We start from the raw sequence: 22202 nt of genomic DNA on the forward strand, positions 1-22202 counted from the left end.
ACAGGGAAGCCAGGTGAAGAAACAGGGAAGCCAGGTGAAGAAACAGGGAAGCCAGGTGAAGAAACAGGGAAGCCAGGTGAAGAAACAGGGAAGCCAGGTGAAGAAACAGGGAAGCCAGGTGAAGAAACAGGGAAGTCAGGTGAAGGAACAGAAAAGCCGGGTGAAGGAACAGAGAAGCCAGGTGAAGGAACAGAGAAGCCGGGAGAAGGAACAGAAAAACCAGGTGAGGGAGTAGAAAAACCTAATTTACCAGAAAAAGGAAAAGGTTCTTCTAATAATCAACAACTTCCAGCTACAGGACACAATACGAATTACGTTCCATTCATCGGTTTTATGCTTCTGTTATTAGGAATACGTTTAAGATTCATGGCTAAAAATAGCTAACAGATGTATAAAAGGCATCAGAGATATATAGTCTCTGATGCCTTTTAAGTGAATACAGATAAAATGAAAATATCTATATGGAATGATAAATATGTTAAGCTTCAATTACGCTAAGCATTCTGTTTATAAATGCAGCTGCGTGAGCACGTTGTGATGGTCCTTTTGGTACGAATTGATTAAATTCATTACCTTTTACAATTCCATATCCATACACTCTTTGTACTTCTTCTTTGGCGTAAATTAAGTTTTGGTCTACGAATGGTAGTTCAACTTGTTTTGCAAAAATACCAGCGTGTTTTAGAGAACGATCAATCATAATAACAGCTTCTTCGCGTGTAATTGTAGTATTTGGATCAAATGTATTATCACCACGTCCGCGGATTATGCCTGCGCTTGCTGCACGATTAATACCGTCTCTTAACGATGGGTGTACTTGTTCTAAGTCTGTGAAATTAGCATTTCCACTTGGTAATTGTAAAGCACGAGTAATTAGTGTAGCAAATTCAGCACGCGTTACAAGACGTTCTGGGAAGTACTTGCCGTTCCCTTCTCCTTGCATAATGCCTCTAGCTGCTAATTGACGAATGTCTTGTTCATACCATCCACCTGTAATGTCATCAGTTACTGGATCTTTTTGGTTTTCCTTATAGTATGTTTCAGTTCCTTTTAAGAAAGCATCCCATTGTCCGCGTTGAATCATAAACGCAGGGCAGTTTTTTCCTGACCAAAATTGGTGTTTTTGGACCTTATCTAGAGAAATATTTAAGTCGTTCATTAAATAAGCTGCCAATTTACGGGCATTTTCTACCGCTTTTTCATAGTTTCCATCTTGATTAACGGCAATTTCAATTCCGATAGATTCATAGTTTCCAGTTTTATTTCCAGCATGCCATCCAACTTCATTTACTGGAAGATGTTGATAAATTTCTTTATCATCTACTGTGAAATGCCAAGATGCGGCGCGATCAGCTGTTCCGCGTGCTTGATTATCTAAGAATTTTGCATGATTTAGAGCATTGGCACCTTTCGCTGTATTAGCCGTTTCGTGAATCGTAATATATTTAGGTACCATTGGGTAGCCAGGGCGAATATCATCATTTCCTTTTGGGACAATCATTTCTTTAAATGTAACGCCATAAATATTGTTTGTTTGTAGAGCTTCTGGCGATCTCAATAAACTATTTTTAGCAGTACGACTGTTTTTTAATAATGAAGCTTTTGTACCTTCAAATGTAGCAGCAGGTGCATAAATCCATTTTGCTGTTTCATTTATTTGGACTTTAAACCAATTTCCAGCTTGTTCAGTAGGAGTTATGACTTGTGGCTGTAGTTTCCCTTCTTCTTTAAATGATTGGAACGGAAGGGCATGTATGGAAGCTTCTTCTTTTACGATTAATTTTTGGTTAGATAGTTTATGAATCTCTTGAACTTCTAAACTATTATCATTGTTATCTATCCATCCAGCGCCAGTTGGCGTCGTTATGTAATAAGCATTTCCTTTTTTCTTTGTCGCCGTTACGACTTGTTCTGTAATCTCGATATTCGATTTGTTTTTTAAATCATTCGCGGTATATAATGAATGTTTTTTTGAAGTGTATAGTAGGAATTGACCAGTAACCTCGATATCTTCTTCATGAGTACTATGCTCATTAACATGCTCTTTAATACTTTTAAAAACTTGATCTTCCGTATATACTTCAGCGGATTTTTCAGCACTCTCTGCAAATGAATAAGTAGGTGCAAGAACAGTTTGTAATGCAAGAGAGAGAGTTAAAACACTATAAAATTTCTTTTTCATATTTGTTTTTAACACATTAGATTATGGAATCTAGTGTTAACATTCCTCCTTTTTATATTGTATTTTCACTATGTATCGATTTTAATACTAATAAATTTTAACAAGAGAAAATGATGATGTCTATATACATGAGCGATATTCATAAAAAGAATTATTTGAAAAAATGTAAGAGAAACAGGTAAAACCTTCTGTATTGACCTGTAAACGCCCTTCAAGTAAACTAAAGAGAGTTTGCAAATGAAAAGGTGATAATGTTGTTAATTTCAATTAAAACGTTACAAGATGATCGTTTTTTACGTCCGCTACAAAATATTGGCGGCTTATTTTTTGAAGATAGTACGATTGGATTTGAACAAGAGGAAGCGAATCTTATCGTTGATATACACATTGAGGATAATGTGAAAGCATCCGCTCGATTAACGGATGTTAGCACAGGAAATGTGTATGAAGAAACATTCTCGAAAGATTTATCTGCTTTCACAGATGAAAAAGAGCGTATGAAGCAAGTGAAACACGTTGTTTCTTATGTATATCTTTCTGTTCTTCAGCAGTTAACTGGTATTGAACAAAGCTGGGGTATTTTAACGGGGGTACGTCCGACGAAACTTCTTCATAAAATGCTTCAAAATGGTATGTCAAAAGAAGAAGCGCATCAAGAACTTCGTGAAAGTTATTTAATTCATGAAGAGAAAATTGAACTTCTTCAGCGCATTGTTGATTGCCAATTAGCAGTTGTTCCGGATTTATACCGTTTGAAAGAAGAAGTAAGTATTTATATCGGTATTCCGTTCTGCCCAACGAAATGTGCATATTGTACATTCCCGGCTTATGCGATTAATGGACGCCAAGGCTCTGTTGATTCGTTCTTAGGTGGTTTACATTATGAAGTTCGTGAAATTGGTAAGTTTTTAAAAGAAAAAGGTGTAACAGTTACGACGATTTATTACGGCGGCGGTACACCTACAAGTATTACAGCAGAAGAGATGGATATGCTGTATGAAGAAATGTATGAAGCATTCCCAGATGTGAAAAATGTGCGTGAAGTAACAGTTGAGGCAGGCCGCCCAGATACAATTACGCCAGCAAAGCTAGAAGTGTTAAATAAATGGAACATTGACCGTATTAGTATTAATCCGCAGTCATACCATCAAGAGACACTAAAAGCAATTGGACGTCATCATACTGTAGAAGAAACAATTGAGAAATACCATTTAGCTCGTGAAATGGGAATGAACAATATTAATATGGACTTAATTATTGGTCTTCCTGGTGAAGGGTTAGATATCTTCAAACATACGTTAGATGAAACAGAAAAGTTAATGCCAGAATCATTAACAGTTCATACGTTATCATTTAAACGTGCTTCTGAAATGACGCAAAACAAACGTAAATATAAAGTAGCAGGTCGCGAAGAAATTACAGCGATGATGCACGAAGCAGAAGAGTGGACGCAAAAGCATAATTACGTACCATATTACCTATATCGTCAAAAGAATATTTTAGGTAACTTAGAGAACGTTGGTTATGCAATGCCGACGCAAGAAAGTATTTACAACATTGTTATTATGGAAGAAGTACAATCGATTATCGGACTTGGCTGTGGTGCATCAAGTAAATTTGTTCACCCGAAGACGGGGGCAATTACGCACTTCGCAAATCCGAAAGATCCAAAATCATATAACGATGGCTTCGTAAAATATACAGAAGACAAACTGAAAATTTTAGAAGAGCTATTTGCATAAGAAGAAAGAGGTTGTTCCGAGTCGGAACAACCTCTTTTTTATCCTGCAGTAATGGGCGGTCCGATTATATCTTGTCAGTTTTTGTCGGTAAGTCGATATATTCGAAAAATCGCTGATATAATTTCATTTACCTTCTAGCGGCACCGTATGTAAAACTATGTCGATAATAATCAGAAAAATTAGTCAAATCATTAAAGGACAATGTCTACTTATGGACGAAATGATAGATTTATGAAAGAGAAAAGGGGGAAATTGTTGGCATGTACATGACGATAGGGAGAATTTTTGATTTATCAGTTGGTAAGTATCCGAATAAAGAGGCGTTAGTGGAACCTGAAAAGAATATTCGCTGGACGTATAAACAGTGGGATGAACAAATAAATAAAACAGCGCACGCTCTATTAGAAGACGGAGTAAGAAAGGGAGATACTGTATCTGTTTACTTATATAATTGCCGTGAATTTGTAAACGTTTACTTAGCCTGTGCGAAAATTGGAGCGATCTTTAACCCGATTAATTTCCGCTTAAAAGCAAAAGAAGTATCTTATATTCTTCAGGACGCATCCTCGAAAGTCGTGGTCTTTGAAAAAGCAGTTGAGTCAACTGTTGCTATAATTGAAAGAGATTTTCCAAATACATCTTTTTGGTCTATAGAAAACGATAAACCTTCCTATGCAAGTTCCTACCATGAAAAAGTGAATGCAGCATCTTCTGAGAAAGTAAATATCGAAATTGATGAAATGGATTATTGTTCAATGCTTTATACGAGCGGTACGACAGGTCATCCGAAAGGCGTATTACATCGTCATCGTGAAATGACTGAGCATAGTATGATTTGTACGTATTTCCTTAAATATAATAGAGATAGTGTAGGGCTTGTTGTGGCGCCTTTATATCACTGTGGTGAATTAAATGCCGGAATCATACCACGCATTCAAGTTGGTGGAAAGAATGTTATTTTGCATCATTTTGATACAGAAACAGTATTACATACGATTCAAGAAGAAAAGATTACGACGTTCTTTGCAGCGCCGACGATGTGGAATATGTTGTTGCAAAAAGATTTAGCTCAGTATGATTTAACTTCGATGAAGATTGGTATATACGGCGGAGCAGCAATGGCACCGGCGTTAGTAAAAGAATGTAAAGAACGTCTTTATATTGATCTTGTTCAAATATACGGAATGACAGAAATGGGGCCAGTTGTTGCGTTTCTCGTAGAGGAGGATCAAATTACGAAAGCTGGTTCAGCAGGCACGCCATGTTTTAGCCATGAAGTTCGTATTGTGAAACCGAACGAGGATGCACCGGCAGAACCAGAGGATGTATTACCTCCTTATGAAGTGGGAGAAATTATTTTACGCGGCCCAACTATGATGGCTGGCTATCATAATCGTGAAGAAGCGAATAAAAAATCGATGTATAAAGGATGGTATCATTCTGGTGATCTAGGCTATTTTGATAAAGACGGTTATTTATTCGTTGCTGATCGCGTTGATGATATGGTAATTAGCGGTGGCGTAAATATTTATCCTCGTGAAATTGAAGATTTCCTTCATAGTCATCCTGGTATATTAGATGTGGCGGTACTTGGTGAGCCAGATGAATTATGGGGAGAGCGTGTTGTAGCAGTTATTGTGAAGAAAGATGAAACAATAACTGAAGCTGATTTAGAAACGTATTGCAAAGAAAGTGATGAACTAGCAGATTATAAACGTCCGCGTCATTATTTATTTGTAGATGAACTTCCGCGTAATGCGAGCGGTAAGTTGCAGAAGTTTGTGCTGAGGGAATCGTTGAAAGGGGCAAAAAAATAGAAAATGAAGGGTGCCTCATACCTATGGGATTTTTGTCCCTTGTTCTGTAAGAGATTAAACCGAAGAAACAATATCTTTGTTAATTCTTAAATGTCCTGTTCCTTTATAGAGATTGAGAATTAAGTGAATATCAATCACTTTATATTTACTTAATTCTCGTTTCTTCTTGGTGAAGATTAATTAGCGCATTTGAAATAAGGTGGAAAAACAAAATGGATGTAATGTCCAAAAAGAAAAGACACCTTAAGGTGCCTCTCTCCGACTTGAACCATTTCATTTCATACGAATCGGAATCTATCCGTATTACCATTACCCCTTTGTTATGAGTGTAAACACACACTATAAAGCAGAATCGTCTATATACACTAGATTGTTAGTTCACAAAAGACAAGAGATTTGAGATCAATATCGAAGTGACGCCACATCCCCTATAATAATTGATATGTTACGCCTTTTAAAAGAATCTGCTTTATAGAACGTGCCCACAAGTTATATTTTACTACATGTAATATTCATTTAGTGTATTTTTTAATGAATATGTATAATTACATAAAATGTATGAAAAAAGAGAGTATACTCTAATATTGTGTAATAAAGATAAAGCCCACCTACGGAATAGGGGGCTTTTCTTACTTTTTATAAATATTTATTCCAATTATATTATCAGATGAGTCTAAACGAATATAAACGTCATCTGATAAAAGGTGTGCATTATATATTCGTTGTTTATATGTTGATATCTCGAAGCGTTTTCCATTTAATTCACATTCTAGAATAATCATATCGCCATGTTCTTTCCAATTTATTAATTTAGCAGTTGTATTCATATAAACCTCCTCTAAATCATCTTATGAAAATTAATAGAGATAGTGTGAGAAAGGAGTTTATATAACAAAAAAAGACACCTTAAGTGTCTTCTTTGATTACTATAAAAGTCGTTTAATGAAATAGGTTTCTATTTTTATTTGCGTGAAAAGCCTTCTTCATCAAGGTATTCCGCAGCTTCTGGATAAGAGTTGAATGTACCGTCTAAGTTTACACCAGCGTACACGTTCCACATGTCATCCTCTGAAATAAGAGTAAGAATATGACCATCTTCGTTCTGCCATTCTTCTTCTTTCGCAGGTTCTACAGGTGCTACTACCTCTTCTTGTGATAGAAGGTCAATTGATTTCTCAATTACTGAACGTAACTCCTCTGCTGAAAACTCACGGATGTTAACCATACCTTTATCATCTGTTTTATAACCTTTAATACCACTTGCATATACAAATCCATTTCCATTTGGATGTAAATGAAATACAACGTTCTTTTTATCTAAACGACTTTCTTCAAAGTGGAAGTTTACACGTTTTAATGATACGTTCTTTCTTTCTAGTTCTGGGAAAGATTCAATAATCGATAATTTTTCTTCAAAAGTTAGCATAGTGCCTCCAAGTATATAGTAAAAGATTTAATTTGTTCATTATAGCATAGTTGCAATTGTTTCCAAAGATAAGGGGAAAACTTTTCGTTGAATACGTTTACGTCACGAGAATGTAAAAAGTGAGCTAACGAATGTATCTTTTTAGGTGTACAATGGAACATGGACTTTATACAAAGGTGGTTTTTTTATGTTTCAAAAAATAGCAAAGGAATGTTTAGCAGGATTTACTGTTGCGATTGTTGCGTTACCACTTGCGATTGCGTTTGGTATTGCTGCGACAGGAACGTCTGAGGGAGCGCTTGTTGGATTGTATGGTGCAATTTTTGCAGGTTTATTCGCAGCGTTATTTGGCGGGACACCTGGGCAAGTAACAGGGCCAACTGGACCGATTACCGTTATTGCAACAGGAGTTATTGCGACGCACGGGTTAGAGGCAAGTTTTATTGCCTTTATGATGGCAGGATTATTTCAAATTTTATTCGGTGTATGTAAGCTCGGTTCTTACGTTCGATATATTCCGTATCCTGTCGTTTCAGGATTTATGAATGGTATTGCATTAATCATTATTTTAGGCGAAATAAAACACGTACAAAATAGTTTTCTACTTGTTGTGTTAACGATTATTGTAATGATTGTTTCTGGCAAATGGATTAAGGCGATTCCGTCTAGTTTAGTAGCACTAGTCGGTGTGACAGCTTTGCTTCCTTTATTTTCTTCTCTACTCGAAGGACTTACAGTAAAGTTACCGATTATCGGAAATCTTTCACTAAATAAAGTAATTGAAAAGATTGGAACTATTCCAGAAGCGATACCTACGCTTCATATTCCATCTTTAAGTGGAACAGGAATAGCAGCACTTATTTTACCAGCGCTTAGTATTGCTTTGTTAGGGTCGATTGACTCGTTGTTAACATCGGTCGTAATGGATAATGTGACAGGTACACGTCATAAAAGTAATAAAGAGCTCGTTGGACAAGGTATCGGTAATATGATGAGCGGATTGTTTGGCGGATTAGCAGGTGCAGGTGCGACTGTAAGGTCTATCGTGAATATAAGAAGTGGCGGTAAAACGGCACTTTCGGCATGTATGCATAGTGTTATCTTATTTATTTTTATTATGGGTCTTGGTTCGGTCGTACAATATATTCCACTTGCTGTATTATCAGGTATTTTAATTTTAACTGGTATTGGAATGTTCGATTGGGGAAGCATGAAAAAGATGCATGTCGCTCCTAAAGGTGATGTCGTTGTTATGCTCGTAACGATGATTGTAACGGTGAAGTTCGATTTAATGATTGCTGTTGCCTTCGGTATTATTCTTTCGTTCATCATATATATGGTGAAATGTAAAGAACGTAAAACTTCTATCGTAAAAGAAAAAGAAGAAACGTACACAATTCAAGGGCCGCTCTCTTTCCTATCAGTAGATCGTATTTTCTCTACTTTACAAGATGTGAAGTCACCGGTTGTTTTACGTATGAAAGATGTGCGTTATATGGATGTATCAGGAGCTATGGCATTATTAAATTTTGTTGAGCAATCAAATAAAGTAGGAGCAAGTGTAGAGCTTGAGCAAGTACATCCGAGTATTGAAAAAACAATCGCAGTAATGGCAAGCGATGAACAGAAAGAGCAATTGAAAATCTTAAGTGTTTAGATAGTAATTAGAATATCTCACAATTTTACATAAATTATAATGTAGAGTTGTGGGATGTTTTTATAATGTTTTTAGTAATATGTATCGCAGTGACAGAGAGGAAGGGCTCTTTTGGCGTAACAGAAACGCTTATAGTGTGTACATATATAATGGAAGGAATTAGAAAAATATTGTGAAGAGACAGGCTTAAATGGGTTCGCTTTTCTATTTTGAAAAAAAAACCAAGTATTCAACCTATAATAAATTTGTTATGATAACCAATGGGATAAAATGAATCCCTATCGCTTAAAACAATATGTTTGAGAGTATATGTATAAAAGAAAAGAGAAAAAATATGAATAAAACATTTGTAAAAGGAGCAGCAATTTTAACCATTACAACTTTTTTGTCAAAATTGCTTGGTAGTTTTTTTCAAATTCCATTACAAAATATTGCAGGAGATGAAGTGCTCGGTATTTTTCGCCTTGTTTTTCCTGTATATATGATTGCTCTTACATTATCGGTAGCCGGAGTTCCACTTGCAATTTCGAAACTAATTGCAGAGTTGAACGAAAAAAATAAGCAAAAGGAAATTGCGAAATTATTTAAATCAGCGTCAATTATTGGGATAGCATTTGGCGTTTTCGGCTGTTTAGTCATTGTATTATTTTCTATTGAAATTGCGAATATGCTCGGTGGACAAGAAACTAGAATGCCGTTGCTTATTACTTCATTAGCATTACTCATTGCGCCATACATGGCGGTGTATAGAGGGTATTTTCAAGGTTTCGGTGATATGAAACCAACAGGGGTATCACAGGTCATTGAGCAATTTGTACGTGTGTTTTTTATGTTAATAATTGCTTACATACTAGTATCATGGGATAAGAGTAATACTGTTATTACTAGTGGTGCGATGGTTGGCTCTTTTCTTGGAGTCATTAGTTCGCTTATATATTTGCGTATAAAATATAATAGAAGTCCATACTACAATAAAAGCAATTCCTATTCGCTCCGAGATTTAAGAGAAAACGGCAAAAAGATATTGCGGGTATCGATCCCAATCGCTATCGGAGCTTTATCAATGCCACTTTTAAATTTAGTAGACTCGCTTACAATACCGCATGTATTACAAGGATCATCAACAGAAATTCAAGAACAATTTGGAATATACAGTCGCGGTTTTGCATTCACGCAAATAATTGTTATTTTTGCAAGTGCAATTGTATTTCCATTAATACCACTCTTAACTTCCGCATTGGCCAAAAGAGATATAAATTTGGCGAAAATAACAATTCAAAATACAAATCGACTAGCGCATGTTTTGACAGCACCGTTAACAATATGGTTGATGGCATTAACAGTACCGTTAAATGTCGGATTGTTCACAGACGTAAAAGGCAGTAGTATGTTAACAGTTATGATTGGCAGTTCGTATTTTACTGCGGTTATGGTATTATCAATAGGTGTTTTACAGGGCATTAACCGTTCTGCACAAGCTGCATGGATTGTTATTGGTGCGAGTTGTGTGAAAGTCGTGTTAAACATTATGTTCGTGCAGAAGTTTGGCATAGATGGAGCGGCGTATAGTACATTAATTACTTACATATTGCTTTGTATTGTAAATCATTTGTATATTCGAAGCTATATTGCCTATTCTATTCATTTAAAAAGCTTTTTTGGTGTGCTAGCAATAGCATGTATTTTGGGACTAGGATTGTATGAATTATGTAATGTGATAGATGTTACATCTTCAAGAATTATGACGTTATTATTCAGTGGTATAGCATTAAGTATTACAACCATTTTGTATGGTGTATGTGCTTTGAAATTAAAATGGATATCAATAAACAAAATACCATTTTTGAAAAGATAAATATAGAAATTTAATTTTTTATTATAATTCATATGAACTGATAAAGAGGAAACTATGTAGGGTATCAAGTGTTTAGGTAAGGAATGGGTACCAGTTTATGTTAGATGAAATAAACGGTTACCTAGTTTTGGAGGAGATTTAGGGTGCGTTTAGTCTTATCAGGATATTATGGTTTTTATAATGTTGGAGACGAGGCGATTCTACAATCAATTATTGAATCGTTAAGTAAAGAGAACCCGGATATAGAACTAGTAGTACTATCAAATGATTCTAAATATACAAAGGAAATGTATGGTGTAGAATCGGTAGATCGCTGGGATATAAAAGCTGTTTATCATGCAATCAAAAACAGTGATGGAGTTATTAGCGGTGGCGGGAGCCTTCTTCAAGATCAGACAAGTACGAAGAGTATTCTATATTATACGGGTATTATGGGACTCGCTCGATTATTAAAAAAGCCGTATTATATTTATTCACAAGGAATAGGTCCAATTACAAAAGGATATAATCGTCTATTAGTAAAATGGAACTTGTCAAAAGCTTCCTATGTATCAGTTCGAGATGAGGATTCGTTTTTATATTTAAAAGAACTTGGCATAAAAAACGATATTGAAATTGTTCCAGACCCTGTTTTAACATGGAAACGGACAAAACAATCGGATTGGTTGCAAAAGCATTCGATACATGGAAAAGTAATTGCGGTTAGTGTGCGTTATTGGAATGCAAAAGAAGATTATATAAAAAAATTAGCTGAGGCATTAAAAAAATTAAAGCAAGAAGGATACCAAATTCTATTTGTTCCAATGCATGAGCCATTTGATCAAAAAGCTTCGCGTGAAGTAGTAGACTTAATGGGAGAAGAGACGTATATGCTTCCGTATAAAATGGATATCGACGAGAAAATATTCATTTTATCACAATGTTCATTACTAATTGGTATGCGTCTTCATGCACTTGTTTTTTCTGCCGTAGCCAAAACTCCAATGGTCGGGATTTCATACGATCCGAAAATTGATTCGTTTTTAAGTCAAGTGAATCAGCCAGTTATAGGAAGTGTGGATGGCGAATGGAGTGCTGAGTATTTATATGAAATTGCGAAAAAGCAATTAATGCAACAAGGAACTGTGCAGCAAGAGTTACAATTGACAATAGATGAGCTTCGGTTGCAAGGCAAACAGGCAACAAAGAAACTCATTGATCATATGGAAAAAGGCACTTTATTAAAAAAGTAAAGTGTCTTTTATTTTTGTTTTGAATTTAATGAAAATTCTAATTACAAAAACGTTTTATTTTAATTCCTATTTATTATGCTAAAATGATTGCGATTATTATATAATCAAATTTGTGATAATAAATTCGTAGATTACGAGGAGGGTAAACTTGAAGACTTTTTCAAAAGGTATAACAGCAGTGGCATTAACGGGATCATTACTTTTAACTCCTATTTCAAGTTATGCGGCAAATGATGATATTACAGGACATATGTTTGAGACGAATATGCGCTCACTTATTACTAAAGGAGTTTTAATGGGGTATGGAGACAATGTATATGCGCCTGATAAATTAGTAACAAGAGCAGAGTTTGCTACATTCATAGCAAGGGCTTTAAATTTACCGAAAGCTGATTCGAATTTCGAGGATGTGCCGAAGACTTACGGTTTATATGATGGTGTAAGTAGAGCATATGGAGCGAAAATTATTAATGGTCGTACGAACGAGACATTCTCACCAAATGATGTGATTACACGTGAAGAAATGTCGATAATGGTAAAGCGAGCGTTAGACTATAAAAATATTAAAGTAGCTGTAAGTCCGCTTACCTTTACTGATAAAGATAGTATTAACTATAAAGAGCATGTACAAGTTATGGTGGCTACTCAAATTATTAAAGGGTATCCAGAAGATAATACATTTAGACCACATTTATCAGCTACAAGAGGGATGGCTTCAGCTATGTTGGATCGTATGCTTCAGACGATTGAAAAAAACGGAAATAGCAATCCTGTAGAAACTAAGAAATATGTTGTGACAAATGTAAGAGAAAACGGAACAGAGCAAGAAGTAGAGCGCTATAATACGTATAAAGAAGCGGTTACGGCTGCTCAAAATAAAGGTATGAATGCGGTAAAATACGAGAACGAATTTTTATGGATTAAAGATGGTTTTGCAAGTGCGAAAAGAATAACTGGGCAAAACATCATTAATATTTATGATGAGAATTTGTCAACAGTATATACGTATATTCAGTATGGAACAGAATTGAAAGTGTTAGAAGTTGGCGAAGATCGTGTGAAAGTTCAACTTTCTGGTTTGACAGGTTATGTGAAGAAGGATGAAATCACTTTAATTCCTACAAATGAAATGAAACAGTCGTCTTATTATGTGAAATCAGATGGATATTTATACCATAAATATTATACATATAATACAAGTTCACCTGGATATACAGAATTTAGATATGGTGTGGCACCTTCTTTCATGAAGCAAGGACAGCAAATGTATAGTGTAGATGGAAAGACATTTGGAGACGAAACTTTCTATCAATATTTCAATTATTTATCATTACGTTCGAAAACAGATTATACAGCTGAACAACTAGATAGTTATGTGAAATCGATTAAACCAGACTCTCCATTAATTGGTTTAGGAAAGAAATTTAAAGAAGTAGAAAGCAAGTATAATGTAAATGCATTATTCTTATATTCATTAGCAATTCATGAAAGTTATTATGGAACAAGCGCTCTTGCAAAAGACAAAAATAATTTATTTGGTTTAAAAGCAACAGACGATAGTCCGTATGGTAACGGAGAAGCATTCAATTCAAAAGAAGATTGTATTGAACATGCAGCAAAATTATACATGAATGAAGGATATTTAAATCCAGGACATTGGCGTTATACAGCAACATATACAGGTGATAAAGCTGCTGGTTTAAATGCGAAATATGCATCTGATGCGAACTGGGGTAAAAAAGTAGCGGGGCATATGAACCGTTTTGATTCTTATTTAGGTAAAAAAGAATACAACAAGTACAAACTTGCACGTGTGATGAATAACGTGGAAGTGAAAAAGAATCCTAGTATATCAAATGAGCGACTGTATCGTTTAAATACAAATGTAGTTGTCACAGTTACTGGTGAAGAGATAATAAATGGAAAAGCGTGGGTTAAAGTTATTTCAGATAATCCTACTGTAACAGAAGCGTATATTGCAAAAGAAAGCTTAGAATACGTAAAACATTAATTAAATAAAAAAGAAGGTGCTACTAATATTTCGTAGCACCTTCTTTTTATCCCGCTATTTGCCGGGCAGTAATCCCCCACCTCAAAATTCAGTGGAAGCAAGGAAGTTAGGTGGGGGATGAACTGCCCGTAAAAGCCCGATTGGTTCAACTAATAATCAGTGGGGGATGAACAAAACCCCCACTGATTAAAGTTTCACTTTATTCAATTTCAAAATCAACAATGATATAAGCGAGAATAACAATGAAGAAAATACTAACGGCTGGTGCTGTTAATACGTGGCCAGACATAAAGCCAATGCCAAGTGATAGAACGAGTGTGCTCGCTAATAGCATATACTTTACTTTCATGATTTTCTTAAAGTTTGTGATCATGCGGATAAATAATTTAATACCAAAGTATAGAAGAGGTATTAAGTAAATAAGGAAACCGACAATTCCAAAGGCGAAAAATAGGTCATGGAAGTCCATTTCAATTAATTTAATTTTATCTGTGTAGTTACCAGCGTAACCCATTCCGAATAGTTTTTGTGAAAGCGGTGCGTCTTTATAGTATTGTTTGTATGTTTTTAAGAATTTGTCGCGATCACTGTAAATTAAACTTTTTACTTCAGAATCTGTAAGTTCACCTTTTGCATGTTTTTTTGCATCTTCTGGATCTGCTTTAATTACTTTTCCTTCTTTTCGATCTTTCTCTTCTTGCACTGATTTTTTGTATTCGTATATTTGCATGTGAATGCCCATATTTTTTGCGATAGGAGTATGCGGTGTAAGAGCAATTAAACCTCCTAGTATAACTGCGACAACAACGGTATTTACAATATGTGTGAATCCTTTTCCTTCTTTTTTACGATTTATCATATATTCAATGAATGAGAAGAAAAGTGCTACGCCTAATGTAATAACAATTGCGCCATATCCGACTTTCGTTCCGACCATAATACTTGCATACATCGCAAGTATTGTTGGAATCCAGTAATATATTTTCGAGAAAGAAGTTGTTTTATGAATCGAATATAAGACAATGATTGGGAACATAATGGCGAAAAGAGAACTTAAATCATTTCCAGCGAAGAACCAACCTCTTGAACCGATTTTTGAGTGAGGATAGCTTGGGAAATCCGTTCCAGTTTGCATTGCGACAATCATTGTAATGCTTAAAATTAAAGTTGCATATAAGAAATATGTAATGATTTTATGGAATACATACTCTTTATTTTTTAGCTCTTTAAAGGCGATAATATATCCAAACAGTAGCACAATTGGATATACGCTCTTTAAGATGAATTTAACTTCTTCTCCAAATGAAACTGGAGATTTAACCATCATATTATTTACAAGACCAATTGCGAGTGCGATTCCGAGTAAGCATAAATAGAGGATGTACTTTTTCGCATCTTGTTGTTTGTGATGAAGAAGTAGGTACCCTAATGCAAGAAGCATAAAGGCGAAACGGACTACAACTCCAACTGTTGCGCTCATGTGTAGTATATAGATTGAAAAAGATGTTAATAAATCTAAAATTGGTTGAAACACAATGAATAGCAATAGGAAATGTGGGAAGTAGTTATCCGTTTGTTTCAACTTATTAACCATATGTTCCTCCAGTTCTTCATTCCTTTATTACAACACCCAAAAGATGGGTATAAAGCCTTTTTTACATAGTAAGGCGAATGAATTTCAATATTTGTTTTTTTATCAAACTTAAGAATACACCATTTCATTGTAATGGTAAATAGATGAAAAGCATGGATAAACCGACTTTAATTTCTATATTTTTCAACGGAATTGTATGTTTTATACGGTAAATGTACAAATTGCGAGATTATTAGACAGAAAATTGAGAAAAAAGAAGGATTTTTCAGTGGTTTTCTATAATTATATAAGTATAATCTTTATGGAGAAAAGAGGGGTATATATAATGGAAATAACAAGTAAAACAGAATCTGTCGTTGTGAAATATGAAGGCCACGTTGCAACGGTTATGGTCAATCGCCCAGAGGTGTTAAATGCGTTGGATGAGCCGACCTTAAAAGAGTTATTACAAAAGTTGAAAGAAGTAGCGGAAAGTTCTGCGCATATCGTTGTGTTATGCGGGAACGGCCGTGGTTTTTCTGCGGGTGGGGATATTAAATCGATGCTTTCAAGTAATGATGAAAGTAAGTTTGATGGCATTATGAATACCATTTCTGAAGTTGTCGTGACATTATATACGATGCCAAAGCTTGTTATTAGTGCAATTCATGGACCGACTGCAGGTCTTGGGTTAAGTATTGCGTTAACAGCTGATTATGTAATGGCGGATATATCATCTGTTATTGCAATGAACTTTATTGGAATCGCTTTAATTCCAGATGGAGGCGGTCATTTCTTCCTTCAAAAGCGTGTCGGTGAAAATATGACGAAGCAAATTATTTGGGAAGGTAAGAAGTTATCAGCGACAGAAGCGCTTGATATCGGCTTAATTGATGAAGTAATCGGCGAAGATTTCCAAACGGCTGTGAAACAAAAAATTAATGAATGGTCACAAAAACCGATTAAAGCAATGATTCAAACGAAGCAAATTTTGTGTGAAGTAAATCGCTCTAATTTAGAGCAAACATTGCAATTAGAAAAGCGTGGTCAATATGCAATGAGACAAACAGCGGATCATAAAGAAGGTATTGCTGCGTTTTTAGAGAAACGTTTACCAGCATTTAAAGGGGAATGAAGTTTGTCCATTCCTCACTGATTATTAGCTCGTTAATTCGGGGTAAAGGGGAGAAAGTGCTAACACATTTTAGTATAATTGTGTTAGCACTTTTTTTTAGGAGTAATACATGAAGAAAATAATCGGTGTTATCACTATTATTTTGCTTACATATTCTGCTTTGCATAGTACACCATCTTTGGCAGTTCGGACTGCGTTATTTTTTGAGGGACATCCAAGTGTTGCATTTTCTGACGGGGTGACGAAAGAAAAAGATGTGAAAAAAGAAGCGATTCCAGATGAGTACCAAACTCTATATGGTAAGGAAGAAAACTCAGAGCACTATTTCTTTCCGCCTGTAAGAGCACATGAATCAGAAATTGATATGTTAAGTGCATGCGTGAAGAAAAAATGGTTTTTCTATAAAGCAGAGCTCGGATGTTATTAAATATAGGAGGATGAATGATGTCAGCATATAACAAGTTAGTAAGAGATCGTGTTCCAGAGAAGATTTTAATGTCTGGAAAAACATATACAGCACAAAAATTAACAGGGCAAGCATACATACAAGCTTTAGCGAAAATTGGAACGGAAGAAATTCGTGAATTTGCTTCTATGAAAGAACGCGAACATGCGCTAGATTCTCTTGCGGATGCGCTAGAAGTTATCATCTCATTAGCACGTGCAGAAGGTGCATCGATTGAAGATGTAGAACGCCTTCGTAAGCAAAAAGAGATAGAGCGCGGTGGATTTGAAAGAGGGATTTATTTATTAGACGTTTCAGAAGAATAGTTTTATAGGAAAAGCATAGCGTTAATGAGTAACGCTATGCTTTCTTGTTGCAATGAAGCTAATAATGAAGAAGATTGCTGTTAATATCCAGCCGATTGTAATAGAAGTAGTAGTATGAACGGCATAAGAGATTTGTAAACAAAATAATGATGCTAAAAACCAAATGAGTGCAATGTGTATATATTTTTTTGATATATTCATATTTCAAGGCTCCTTTTGTATACTAAAAAGAATTTTACTATAATTTAGAAAATTAGGCCATATAAGTAGAGGTTTTCTGGCGAATTTTGTATACTGAATAGTAGAGAAAATGAGGAGGAAACGACAATGGCACACCATACGAAAGAAACGATGGAACTGATTAAGGAGCTTGTCTCTATTCCAAGTCCATCTGGAAATACAGCAAAAATTATTAATTTCATTGAAAACTATGTCAGTGAGTGGAACGTAGAAACGAAACGTAATAATAAGGGAGCTCTTATTTTAACGGTAAAAGGGAAAAATGATGCGCAGCACCGCTTATTAACGGCACACGTTGATACGTTAGGTGCGATGGTGAAAGAAATTAAGCCTGATGGTCGCCTGAGTCTTTCTATGATTGGTGGATTTCGCTGGAACTCTGTAGAAGGGGAATATTGCGAAATTGAAACATCAAGTGGCAAGACATATACAGGAACGATTTTAATGCATCAAACATCTGTACATGTATATAAAGATGCAGGTGAAGCAAAACGCGATGAGAAAAATATTGAAGTTCGTATTGATGAGCGCGTATTTTCAGCTGATGAAGTACGCGAATTAGGAATTGAAGTAGGAGACTTCGTTTCATTTGATCCGCGCGTTCAAATTACAGAGAGTGGATACATAAAATCACGTCATTTAGATGACAAAGTAAGTGTTGCAATTTTATTAAAATTAATTAAAAGATTACAAGATGAAAACATAACATTACCATATACGACGCATTTCTTAATTTCTAATAATGAAGAGATTGGATACGGTGGTAACTCTAACATTCCAGAAGAAACTGTTGAATACTTAGCAGTTGATATGGGAGCGTTAGGTGATGGACAAGCATCTGATGAATATACAGTATCTATTTGTGCAAAAGACTCTAGCGGCCCGTATCATTATGCACTGCGCAAACATTTAGTAGAGCTTGCGAAAACGAATCATATTGAATATAAAGTAGATATTTATCCGTACTACGGATCTGATGCATCAGCTGCGATTCGCGCGGGATTTGATGTGAAACATGCGTTAATTGGAGCGGGTATTGATTCTTCCCATGCATTTGAACGTACGCATGAAAGTTCAATTGCGCATACAGAAGCATTAGTGTATGCATATGTAATGTCTAATTTAATTGAAGAATAATTTCATAGATAATAGAGAGCTGATTAAAGATATTATTTTTAATCAGCTTTTTATTTGGCAAAGCGATTAGGAGACATGTCCTAATCGCTTTTTATCTCGTAAAAGCCCGATTGGTGAGGGCTGATTAAAGTTTTTTATATACATTCATTATAAGTTATATATATGCGATTTTTGTTATACGGCCGGAAACGTATTTACTATAGATATATAATGTTATACACTATGAAAGGAATTAATTAATAGTTAATATTTTTTAGTTAGCTTGATTAAAAAAATGAATGAAGATGAAGTTTTGAGAGGAGATTTATTTTTCATGAAGTACAAAGCAATAGCCGCAGGTTTATTAGCAGCAAATTTACTAGCACATCCAATTAGTAGTTTAGCAGAAACGAAGAAATTTCCTGATGTTTCAGATAGTGCGTGGTCAAAAGACGCAATTTATTATTTAGTAGAGAGAAATGTAATTAACGGTATGCCAGATGGTAACTTTATGCCATACGGAAATTTAACACGCGCTCAGGCAGCAAAGATTATCGCAACAGCAATTGGTGCTAAAGTAGATCCAAATGCAAAGCCGTCTTATAATGATGCAAAAAATAGTTGGGCAGCTTCATTTATTGCAGCCATGGAAAAAGAGAATATTATTAAAGGGCGAGAACCAGGAGTATTTGATCCTGAAGGAAAAGTAACTCGTGCTGAAATGGCAGCTATGCTTGTAAGAGCATATAATCTGAAAAGCAAAGTAACAGGACCAGTTCCTACAAAATTTGCTGATTTAGAGAATCATTGGGGTAAAGAAGAAGTTAATATTTTAGTAGAATTAAAACTTTCGTTAGGTACAGAGGATGGCTGGAAACCGAATGATTCTATTACGCGTGAACAAGCAGCTCAACTTACTGCGCAAACAGATAAATTTAGCAAGAATAGTGATCGTCCAGTAGAAACAAAGAAAATGTACATAGATAGAAAATTCATTACATATCACGCACCATCATTAAGTTCTGGGATTAGTGCAAATCAGCATAATCCACAAATGGTTGAAATTAAAGAAGAACGAGATGGATGGATCAAAATTGCAACAAGTAAAGGTGATAAATGGACACCTTTAGTAGAGAAAACAGAATTTATTAATGAAGGATTCACTACTTATGCAGAAGCTTCTTCTTCTTCAAAAGTAATGGGAACACATAACGCACAGCAAGTAACTGTTATTGAAGAGAACGGCAGCTGGATTCGTATCCGCATGGGCGCTGGTTTCCAATGGGTTAATAAAAATCAATTAAATCCAGTGAAGCAAGGTAACTTCTTAGAGGGCAAAGCGATTATCATTGATCCAGGTCATGGTGGAGTTGATTCAGGTAATCCAGGTTATTATGAGAAAGAAAGTGAAACTGTATTAGATGTATCATTGCGATTACAGAAAATATTTGAGAAAAAGACACCATTTACTGTGTTATTCACTCGTACAGATGATACACGTCCAGGAACAAGTGGTCCTGATTCATTAAAGAAACGTGTAGAGTTTGCTCAAAAAAATAATGGAGATATTTTTGTAAGTATCCATGCTAATGGTTCTGAAAAGAAAAATGGACAAGGTACAGAAACATTATATTATAAGTCAGCAGCGCCAAGAGCAACGAATCCACATGTACAAGACAGTATTTTATTAGCAAAAAAAATTCAAGCCCGCCTTGTAGCAGCACTTGGAACAAAAGATCGTGGTGTGAGACATCAGGACTTATACGTAACTAGAGAAAATACAATGCCAGCTGTATTAACAGAATTAGCATTTGTAGATAATAAAAGTGATGCGGATAAAATTGCTACACCAAAACAGAGACAAGCTGCAGCAGAAGCGATTTATCAAGGTATTTTAGATTATTACGAAGCAAAGGGTAATAACGTATCTTCTTACCGCTAATAAATCAAAAGAGATTGCCAATAGGCAGTCTCTTTTATTTATTAACGTTTCTCTTTATTTCCGGCATATGATATCATTTAATTTTATAAGAAAAAGTATTGTAGTAATTGTAATTATAACGATATAGAGGATGATCATAGATTGAATAATCATAGTAAAACACCTGCATGTATATATACGTACGCATTTCGCGAGGAGGAGCGTGCTTTATGTTATTTGGAAATGCGCTCGTTCTTTGGAACGGAGTCTCACGTTAATATTTTGAAAAGTGATGTCAAAATTGACCCGAGTAGAAGTGCGTTTATAAAAGAGCGCGTTGAGGTTATGTATGAAGGAGACGACTTAGAAAGCATTTTAAAACAAGTAGAGCAAATTGATTTGGCGGGGGCGTCATTTAAAGTTATATTCGTTAAAATCAATGACCTCGTTGGAGAGAATAAAATTGAATATGGAGAAAGACGTCTCATTGAACGCGACCTCGGCATGCATATTGAAGGAGAAGCGGATGTTCGTAATCCAGAGCGTGTATTCGGAATTGTTCCTCTTGGAGGACGTTGGTACTTCGGACACTATGTAGAAAGCGAGCCAGTTTGGTATCATCACATAAAAAAACCGCATAGTTATTCGACATCTCTTAGCACGCGTGTTGCGAGATCAGTTGCAAATATCGCTGTACCAAATCCAGAGGGAGTACGAGCAATTGATCCGTGCTGTGGTATTGGAACAGTAGTAGTAGAAGCACTTTCTATGGGAATTAACATCGTTGGTAGAGATATAAATCCACTTGTAGTGCTTGGAACGAGAAAAAACATCGCACATTTCGGATTTGAAGGAACAGTAACAAAAGGGCCGATCGAGGAAATTACTGAGAACTACGACGTTGCCATTATCGATATGCCGTACGACTTATTTACGCACGCGACACCAGAAGATCAGCTCTCCATTCTTTCAAGTGCGCGCCGCATCGCTAAAAAAGTAGTCGTTGTCACGATGGAAACAATGGACGACATGATCCATGAAGCAGGATTCGAAATTACAGATCGCTGTGTTACAAGAAAAGGATCATTTACTAGACAAATTCTCGTTTGTGAATAAGAAAAAAAGGTCACCCGTTTGGGTGACCTTTTTTTGGTTTGTATTGCTGTGTGATTGGTTGGTGGAATGGAGGAGTGATTTGTCGGTAAGTCGATATCCTATGTCGAATCGCCGATATCGCTACATTAGTATATTACTGTTCTTTTAATTTTTCTTGTTGTGCGATTAGTAAATTGCGTAAGATATGTCCGCGGTAACTTTCTAGTTTTCGTCCTTCGTGATAGCGCACACCTAATTTTTTTAATTCAGCTACGTACCAGCCTTTTGTTCCGTAGTACATTAGATCACTTCCTTTTTGCTTTTGAACAGTATATGTTGGGGGTGGAAGTAACTTTCCATTGAAAATAATAAGCCTGGCTGTATCAGGGTGTTCCATAAAATAATTTCCGGACAGTGTATAAAAAAATA

The 22202-nt window shown here is 35.5% G+C and carries 19 protein-coding genes; 13 read left to right on the top strand and 6 right to left on the bottom strand.

Annotated features, from left to right (window positions below; all coding sequences use genetic code 11):
• Positions 1-384, top strand: a 384-nt coding sequence (locus BAQ53_RS26550) for an LPXTG cell wall anchor domain-containing protein (RefSeq protein WP_208906505.1), incomplete at its 5' end; no start/stop codon positions are given.
• Positions 385-478: 94 nt separating this feature from the next.
• On the opposite strand, the gene BAQ53_RS04110 is transcribed toward BAQ53_RS26550, so the two are convergent.
• Complete coding sequence (locus tag BAQ53_RS04110; RefSeq protein ID WP_000726525.1) at positions 479-2182, bottom strand: S-layer homology domain-containing protein; 1704 nt, start codon at positions 2180-2182, stop codon at positions 479-481.
• A 251-nt stretch (positions 2183-2433) separates the two neighbouring features.
• Between BAQ53_RS04110 and BAQ53_RS04115 the strand changes: the two genes are divergently transcribed.
• Positions 2434-3924 carry a coproporphyrinogen III oxidase gene (locus BAQ53_RS04115; protein WP_002163864.1) on the top strand — a complete coding sequence of 497 codons (1491 nt, stop codon included), beginning with the start codon at positions 2434-2436 and terminating at the stop codon, positions 3922-3924.
• Positions 3925-4184: 260 nt separating this feature from the next.
• Positions 4185-5741: a fatty acid--CoA ligase gene (locus BAQ53_RS04120; RefSeq protein ID WP_000281980.1), complete on the top strand. Its 1557-nt coding sequence runs from the start codon at positions 4185-4187 to the stop codon at positions 5739-5741.
• A 629-nt stretch (positions 5742-6370) separates the two neighbouring features.
• On the opposite strand, the gene BAQ53_RS04125 is transcribed toward BAQ53_RS04120, so the two are convergent.
• Both BAQ53_RS04125 and BAQ53_RS04130 read right to left on the bottom strand, forming a co-directional pair.
• Positions 6371-6568 carry a hypothetical protein gene (locus BAQ53_RS04125; RefSeq protein WP_001098260.1) on the bottom strand — a complete coding sequence of 66 codons (198 nt, stop codon included), beginning with the start codon at positions 6566-6568 and terminating at the stop codon, positions 6371-6373.
• Positions 6569-6702: 134 nt separating this feature from the next.
• Entirely contained in the window at positions 6703-7167 is a 465-nt protein-coding gene (locus BAQ53_RS04130) for a hypothetical protein (protein WP_000954998.1), read from the bottom strand.
• 187 nt (positions 7168-7354) lie between these two features.
• On the opposite strand from BAQ53_RS04130, the gene BAQ53_RS04135 reads away from it, so the two are divergent.
• The 4 genes from BAQ53_RS04135 to BAQ53_RS04150 all read left to right on the top strand — a co-directional run bounded on the left by BAQ53_RS04135 (position 7355) and on the right by BAQ53_RS04150 (position 13922).
• On the top strand, positions 7355-8824 hold the full coding sequence (locus BAQ53_RS04135) for a SulP family inorganic anion transporter (RefSeq protein ID WP_208906506.1): 1470 nt from the start codon (positions 7355-7357) through the stop codon (positions 8822-8824).
• A 334-nt stretch (positions 8825-9158) separates the two neighbouring features.
• A complete protein-coding gene (locus BAQ53_RS04140; RefSeq protein WP_061883812.1) occupies positions 9159-10679 on the top strand; it encodes a putative polysaccharide biosynthesis protein in 1521 nt (506 codons plus the stop codon).
• Positions 10680-10822: 143 nt separating this feature from the next.
• The gene (csaB, locus tag BAQ53_RS04145) at positions 10823-11911 is read left to right on the top strand and encodes a polysaccharide pyruvyl transferase CsaB (RefSeq protein ID WP_001241595.1); all 1089 of its coding nucleotides are present in this window, start codon (positions 10823-10825) and stop codon (positions 11909-11911) included.
• Positions 11912-12059: 148 nt separating this feature from the next.
• On the top strand, positions 12060-13922 hold the full coding sequence (locus BAQ53_RS04150) for an S-layer homology domain-containing protein (RefSeq protein WP_208906507.1): 1863 nt from the start codon (positions 12060-12062) through the stop codon (positions 13920-13922).
• Between the two features lie 199 nt (positions 13923-14121).
• Here BAQ53_RS04150 and BAQ53_RS04155 read toward each other — a convergent pair whose 3' ends face one another.
• The gene (locus BAQ53_RS04155) at positions 14122-15516 is read right to left on the bottom strand and encodes an O-antigen ligase family protein (protein ID WP_000247534.1); all 1395 of its coding nucleotides are present in this window, start codon (positions 15514-15516) and stop codon (positions 14122-14124) included.
• A gap of 301 nt (positions 15517-15817) precedes the next feature.
• On the opposite strand from BAQ53_RS04155, the gene BAQ53_RS04160 reads away from it, so the two are divergent.
• From BAQ53_RS04160 to BAQ53_RS04170, 3 genes are all read left to right on the top strand, one after another.
• On the top strand, positions 15818-16630 hold the full coding sequence (locus BAQ53_RS04160; RefSeq protein ID WP_001999174.1) for an enoyl-CoA hydratase: 813 nt from the start codon (positions 15818-15820) through the stop codon (positions 16628-16630).
• 109 nt (positions 16631-16739) lie between these two features.
• Positions 16740-17057 (top strand): hypothetical protein, encoded by a 318-nt coding sequence (locus BAQ53_RS04165; RefSeq protein WP_000720150.1) that lies wholly within the window; start codon positions 16740-16742, stop codon positions 17055-17057.
• Positions 17058-17074: 17 nt separating this feature from the next.
• Positions 17075-17401 carry a nucleoside triphosphate pyrophosphohydrolase gene (locus BAQ53_RS04170; RefSeq protein WP_001277350.1) on the top strand — a complete coding sequence of 109 codons (327 nt, stop codon included), beginning with the start codon at positions 17075-17077 and terminating at the stop codon, positions 17399-17401.
• Between the two features lie 21 nt (positions 17402-17422).
• Here BAQ53_RS04170 and BAQ53_RS04175 read toward each other — a convergent pair whose 3' ends face one another.
• Positions 17423-17602, bottom strand: a complete 180-nt coding sequence (locus BAQ53_RS04175; RefSeq protein WP_001027086.1) for a hypothetical protein — start codon at positions 17600-17602, stop codon at positions 17423-17425.
• A 126-nt stretch (positions 17603-17728) separates the two neighbouring features.
• Between BAQ53_RS04175 and BAQ53_RS04180 the strand changes: the two genes are divergently transcribed.
• The 3 genes from BAQ53_RS04180 (at position 17729) to BAQ53_RS04190 (ending at position 21794) form a co-directional block, all read left to right on the top strand.
• Complete coding sequence (locus BAQ53_RS04180; protein WP_000930084.1) at positions 17729-18778, top strand: M42 family metallopeptidase; 1050 nt, start codon at positions 17729-17731, stop codon at positions 18776-18778.
• 313 nt (positions 18779-19091) lie between these two features.
• Positions 19092-20699 carry an N-acetylmuramoyl-L-alanine amidase gene (locus BAQ53_RS04185; RefSeq protein WP_208906508.1) on the top strand — a complete coding sequence of 536 codons (1608 nt, stop codon included), beginning with the start codon at positions 19092-19094 and terminating at the stop codon, positions 20697-20699.
• A 141-nt stretch (positions 20700-20840) separates the two neighbouring features.
• A complete protein-coding gene (locus BAQ53_RS04190) occupies positions 20841-21794 on the top strand; it encodes a TRM11 family SAM-dependent methyltransferase (RefSeq protein ID WP_048526434.1) in 954 nt (317 codons plus the stop codon).
• Positions 21795-21927: 133 nt separating this feature from the next.
• Here BAQ53_RS04190 and BAQ53_RS04195 read toward each other — a convergent pair whose 3' ends face one another.
• Positions 21928-22170: a YflJ family protein gene (locus BAQ53_RS04195; RefSeq protein WP_000400883.1), complete on the bottom strand. Its 243-nt coding sequence runs from the start codon at positions 22168-22170 to the stop codon at positions 21928-21930.
• Between the last annotated feature and the right edge of the window lie 32 nt (positions 22171-22202).

It is taken from the genome of Bacillus sp. B25(2016b), assembly GCF_001679765.1.
Lineage (GTDB): Bacteria > Bacillota > Bacilli > Bacillales > Bacillaceae_G > Bacillus_A > Bacillus_A thuringiensis_K.

What these genes read in the sequence shown, in the direction of transcription:
- BAQ53_RS04140 (WP_061883812.1), top strand. Translation starts at nt 9,159, where the DNA reads ATGAATAAAACATTTGTAAAAGGAGCAGCAATTTTAACCATTACAACT.
- BAQ53_RS04125 (WP_001098260.1), bottom strand. Translation starts at nt 6,568, where the DNA reads ATGAATACAACTGCTAAATTAATAAATTGGAAAGAACATGGCGATATG.
- BAQ53_RS04160 (WP_001999174.1), top strand. Translation starts at nt 15,818, where the DNA reads ATGGAGAAAAGAGGGGTATATATAATGGAAATAACAAGTAAAACAGAA.
- BAQ53_RS04170 (WP_001277350.1), top strand. Translation starts at nt 17,075, where the DNA reads ATGTCAGCATATAACAAGTTAGTAAGAGATCGTGTTCCAGAGAAGATT.
- BAQ53_RS04115 (WP_002163864.1), top strand. Translation starts at nt 2,434, where the DNA reads ATGTTGTTAATTTCAATTAAAACGTTACAAGATGATCGTTTTTTACGT.
- BAQ53_RS04180 (WP_000930084.1), top strand. Translation starts at nt 17,729, where the DNA reads ATGGCACACCATACGAAAGAAACGATGGAACTGATTAAGGAGCTTGTC.
- BAQ53_RS04135 (WP_208906506.1), top strand. Translation starts at nt 7,355, where the DNA reads ATGTTTCAAAAAATAGCAAAGGAATGTTTAGCAGGATTTACTGTTGCG.
- BAQ53_RS04175 (WP_001027086.1), bottom strand. Translation starts at nt 17,602, where the DNA reads ATGAATATATCAAAAAAATATATACACATTGCACTCATTTGGTTTTTA.
- BAQ53_RS04185 (WP_208906508.1), top strand. Translation starts at nt 19,092, where the DNA reads ATGAAGTACAAAGCAATAGCCGCAGGTTTATTAGCAGCAAATTTACTA.
- BAQ53_RS04110 (WP_000726525.1), bottom strand. Translation starts at nt 2,182, where the DNA reads ATGAAAAAGAAATTTTATAGTGTTTTAACTCTCTCTCTTGCATTACAA.
- BAQ53_RS04120 (WP_000281980.1), top strand. Translation starts at nt 4,185, where the DNA reads ATGTACATGACGATAGGGAGAATTTTTGATTTATCAGTTGGTAAGTAT.
- BAQ53_RS04195 (WP_000400883.1), bottom strand. Translation starts at nt 22,170, where the DNA reads ATGGAACACCCTGATACAGCCAGGCTTATTATTTTCAATGGAAAGTTA.
- BAQ53_RS04155 (WP_000247534.1), bottom strand. Translation starts at nt 15,516, where the DNA reads ATGGTTAATAAGTTGAAACAAACGGATAACTACTTCCCACATTTCCTA.
- BAQ53_RS04165 (WP_000720150.1), top strand. Translation starts at nt 16,740, where the DNA reads ATGAAGAAAATAATCGGTGTTATCACTATTATTTTGCTTACATATTCT.
- BAQ53_RS04130 (WP_000954998.1), bottom strand. Translation starts at nt 7,167, where the DNA reads ATGCTAACTTTTGAAGAAAAATTATCGATTATTGAATCTTTCCCAGAA.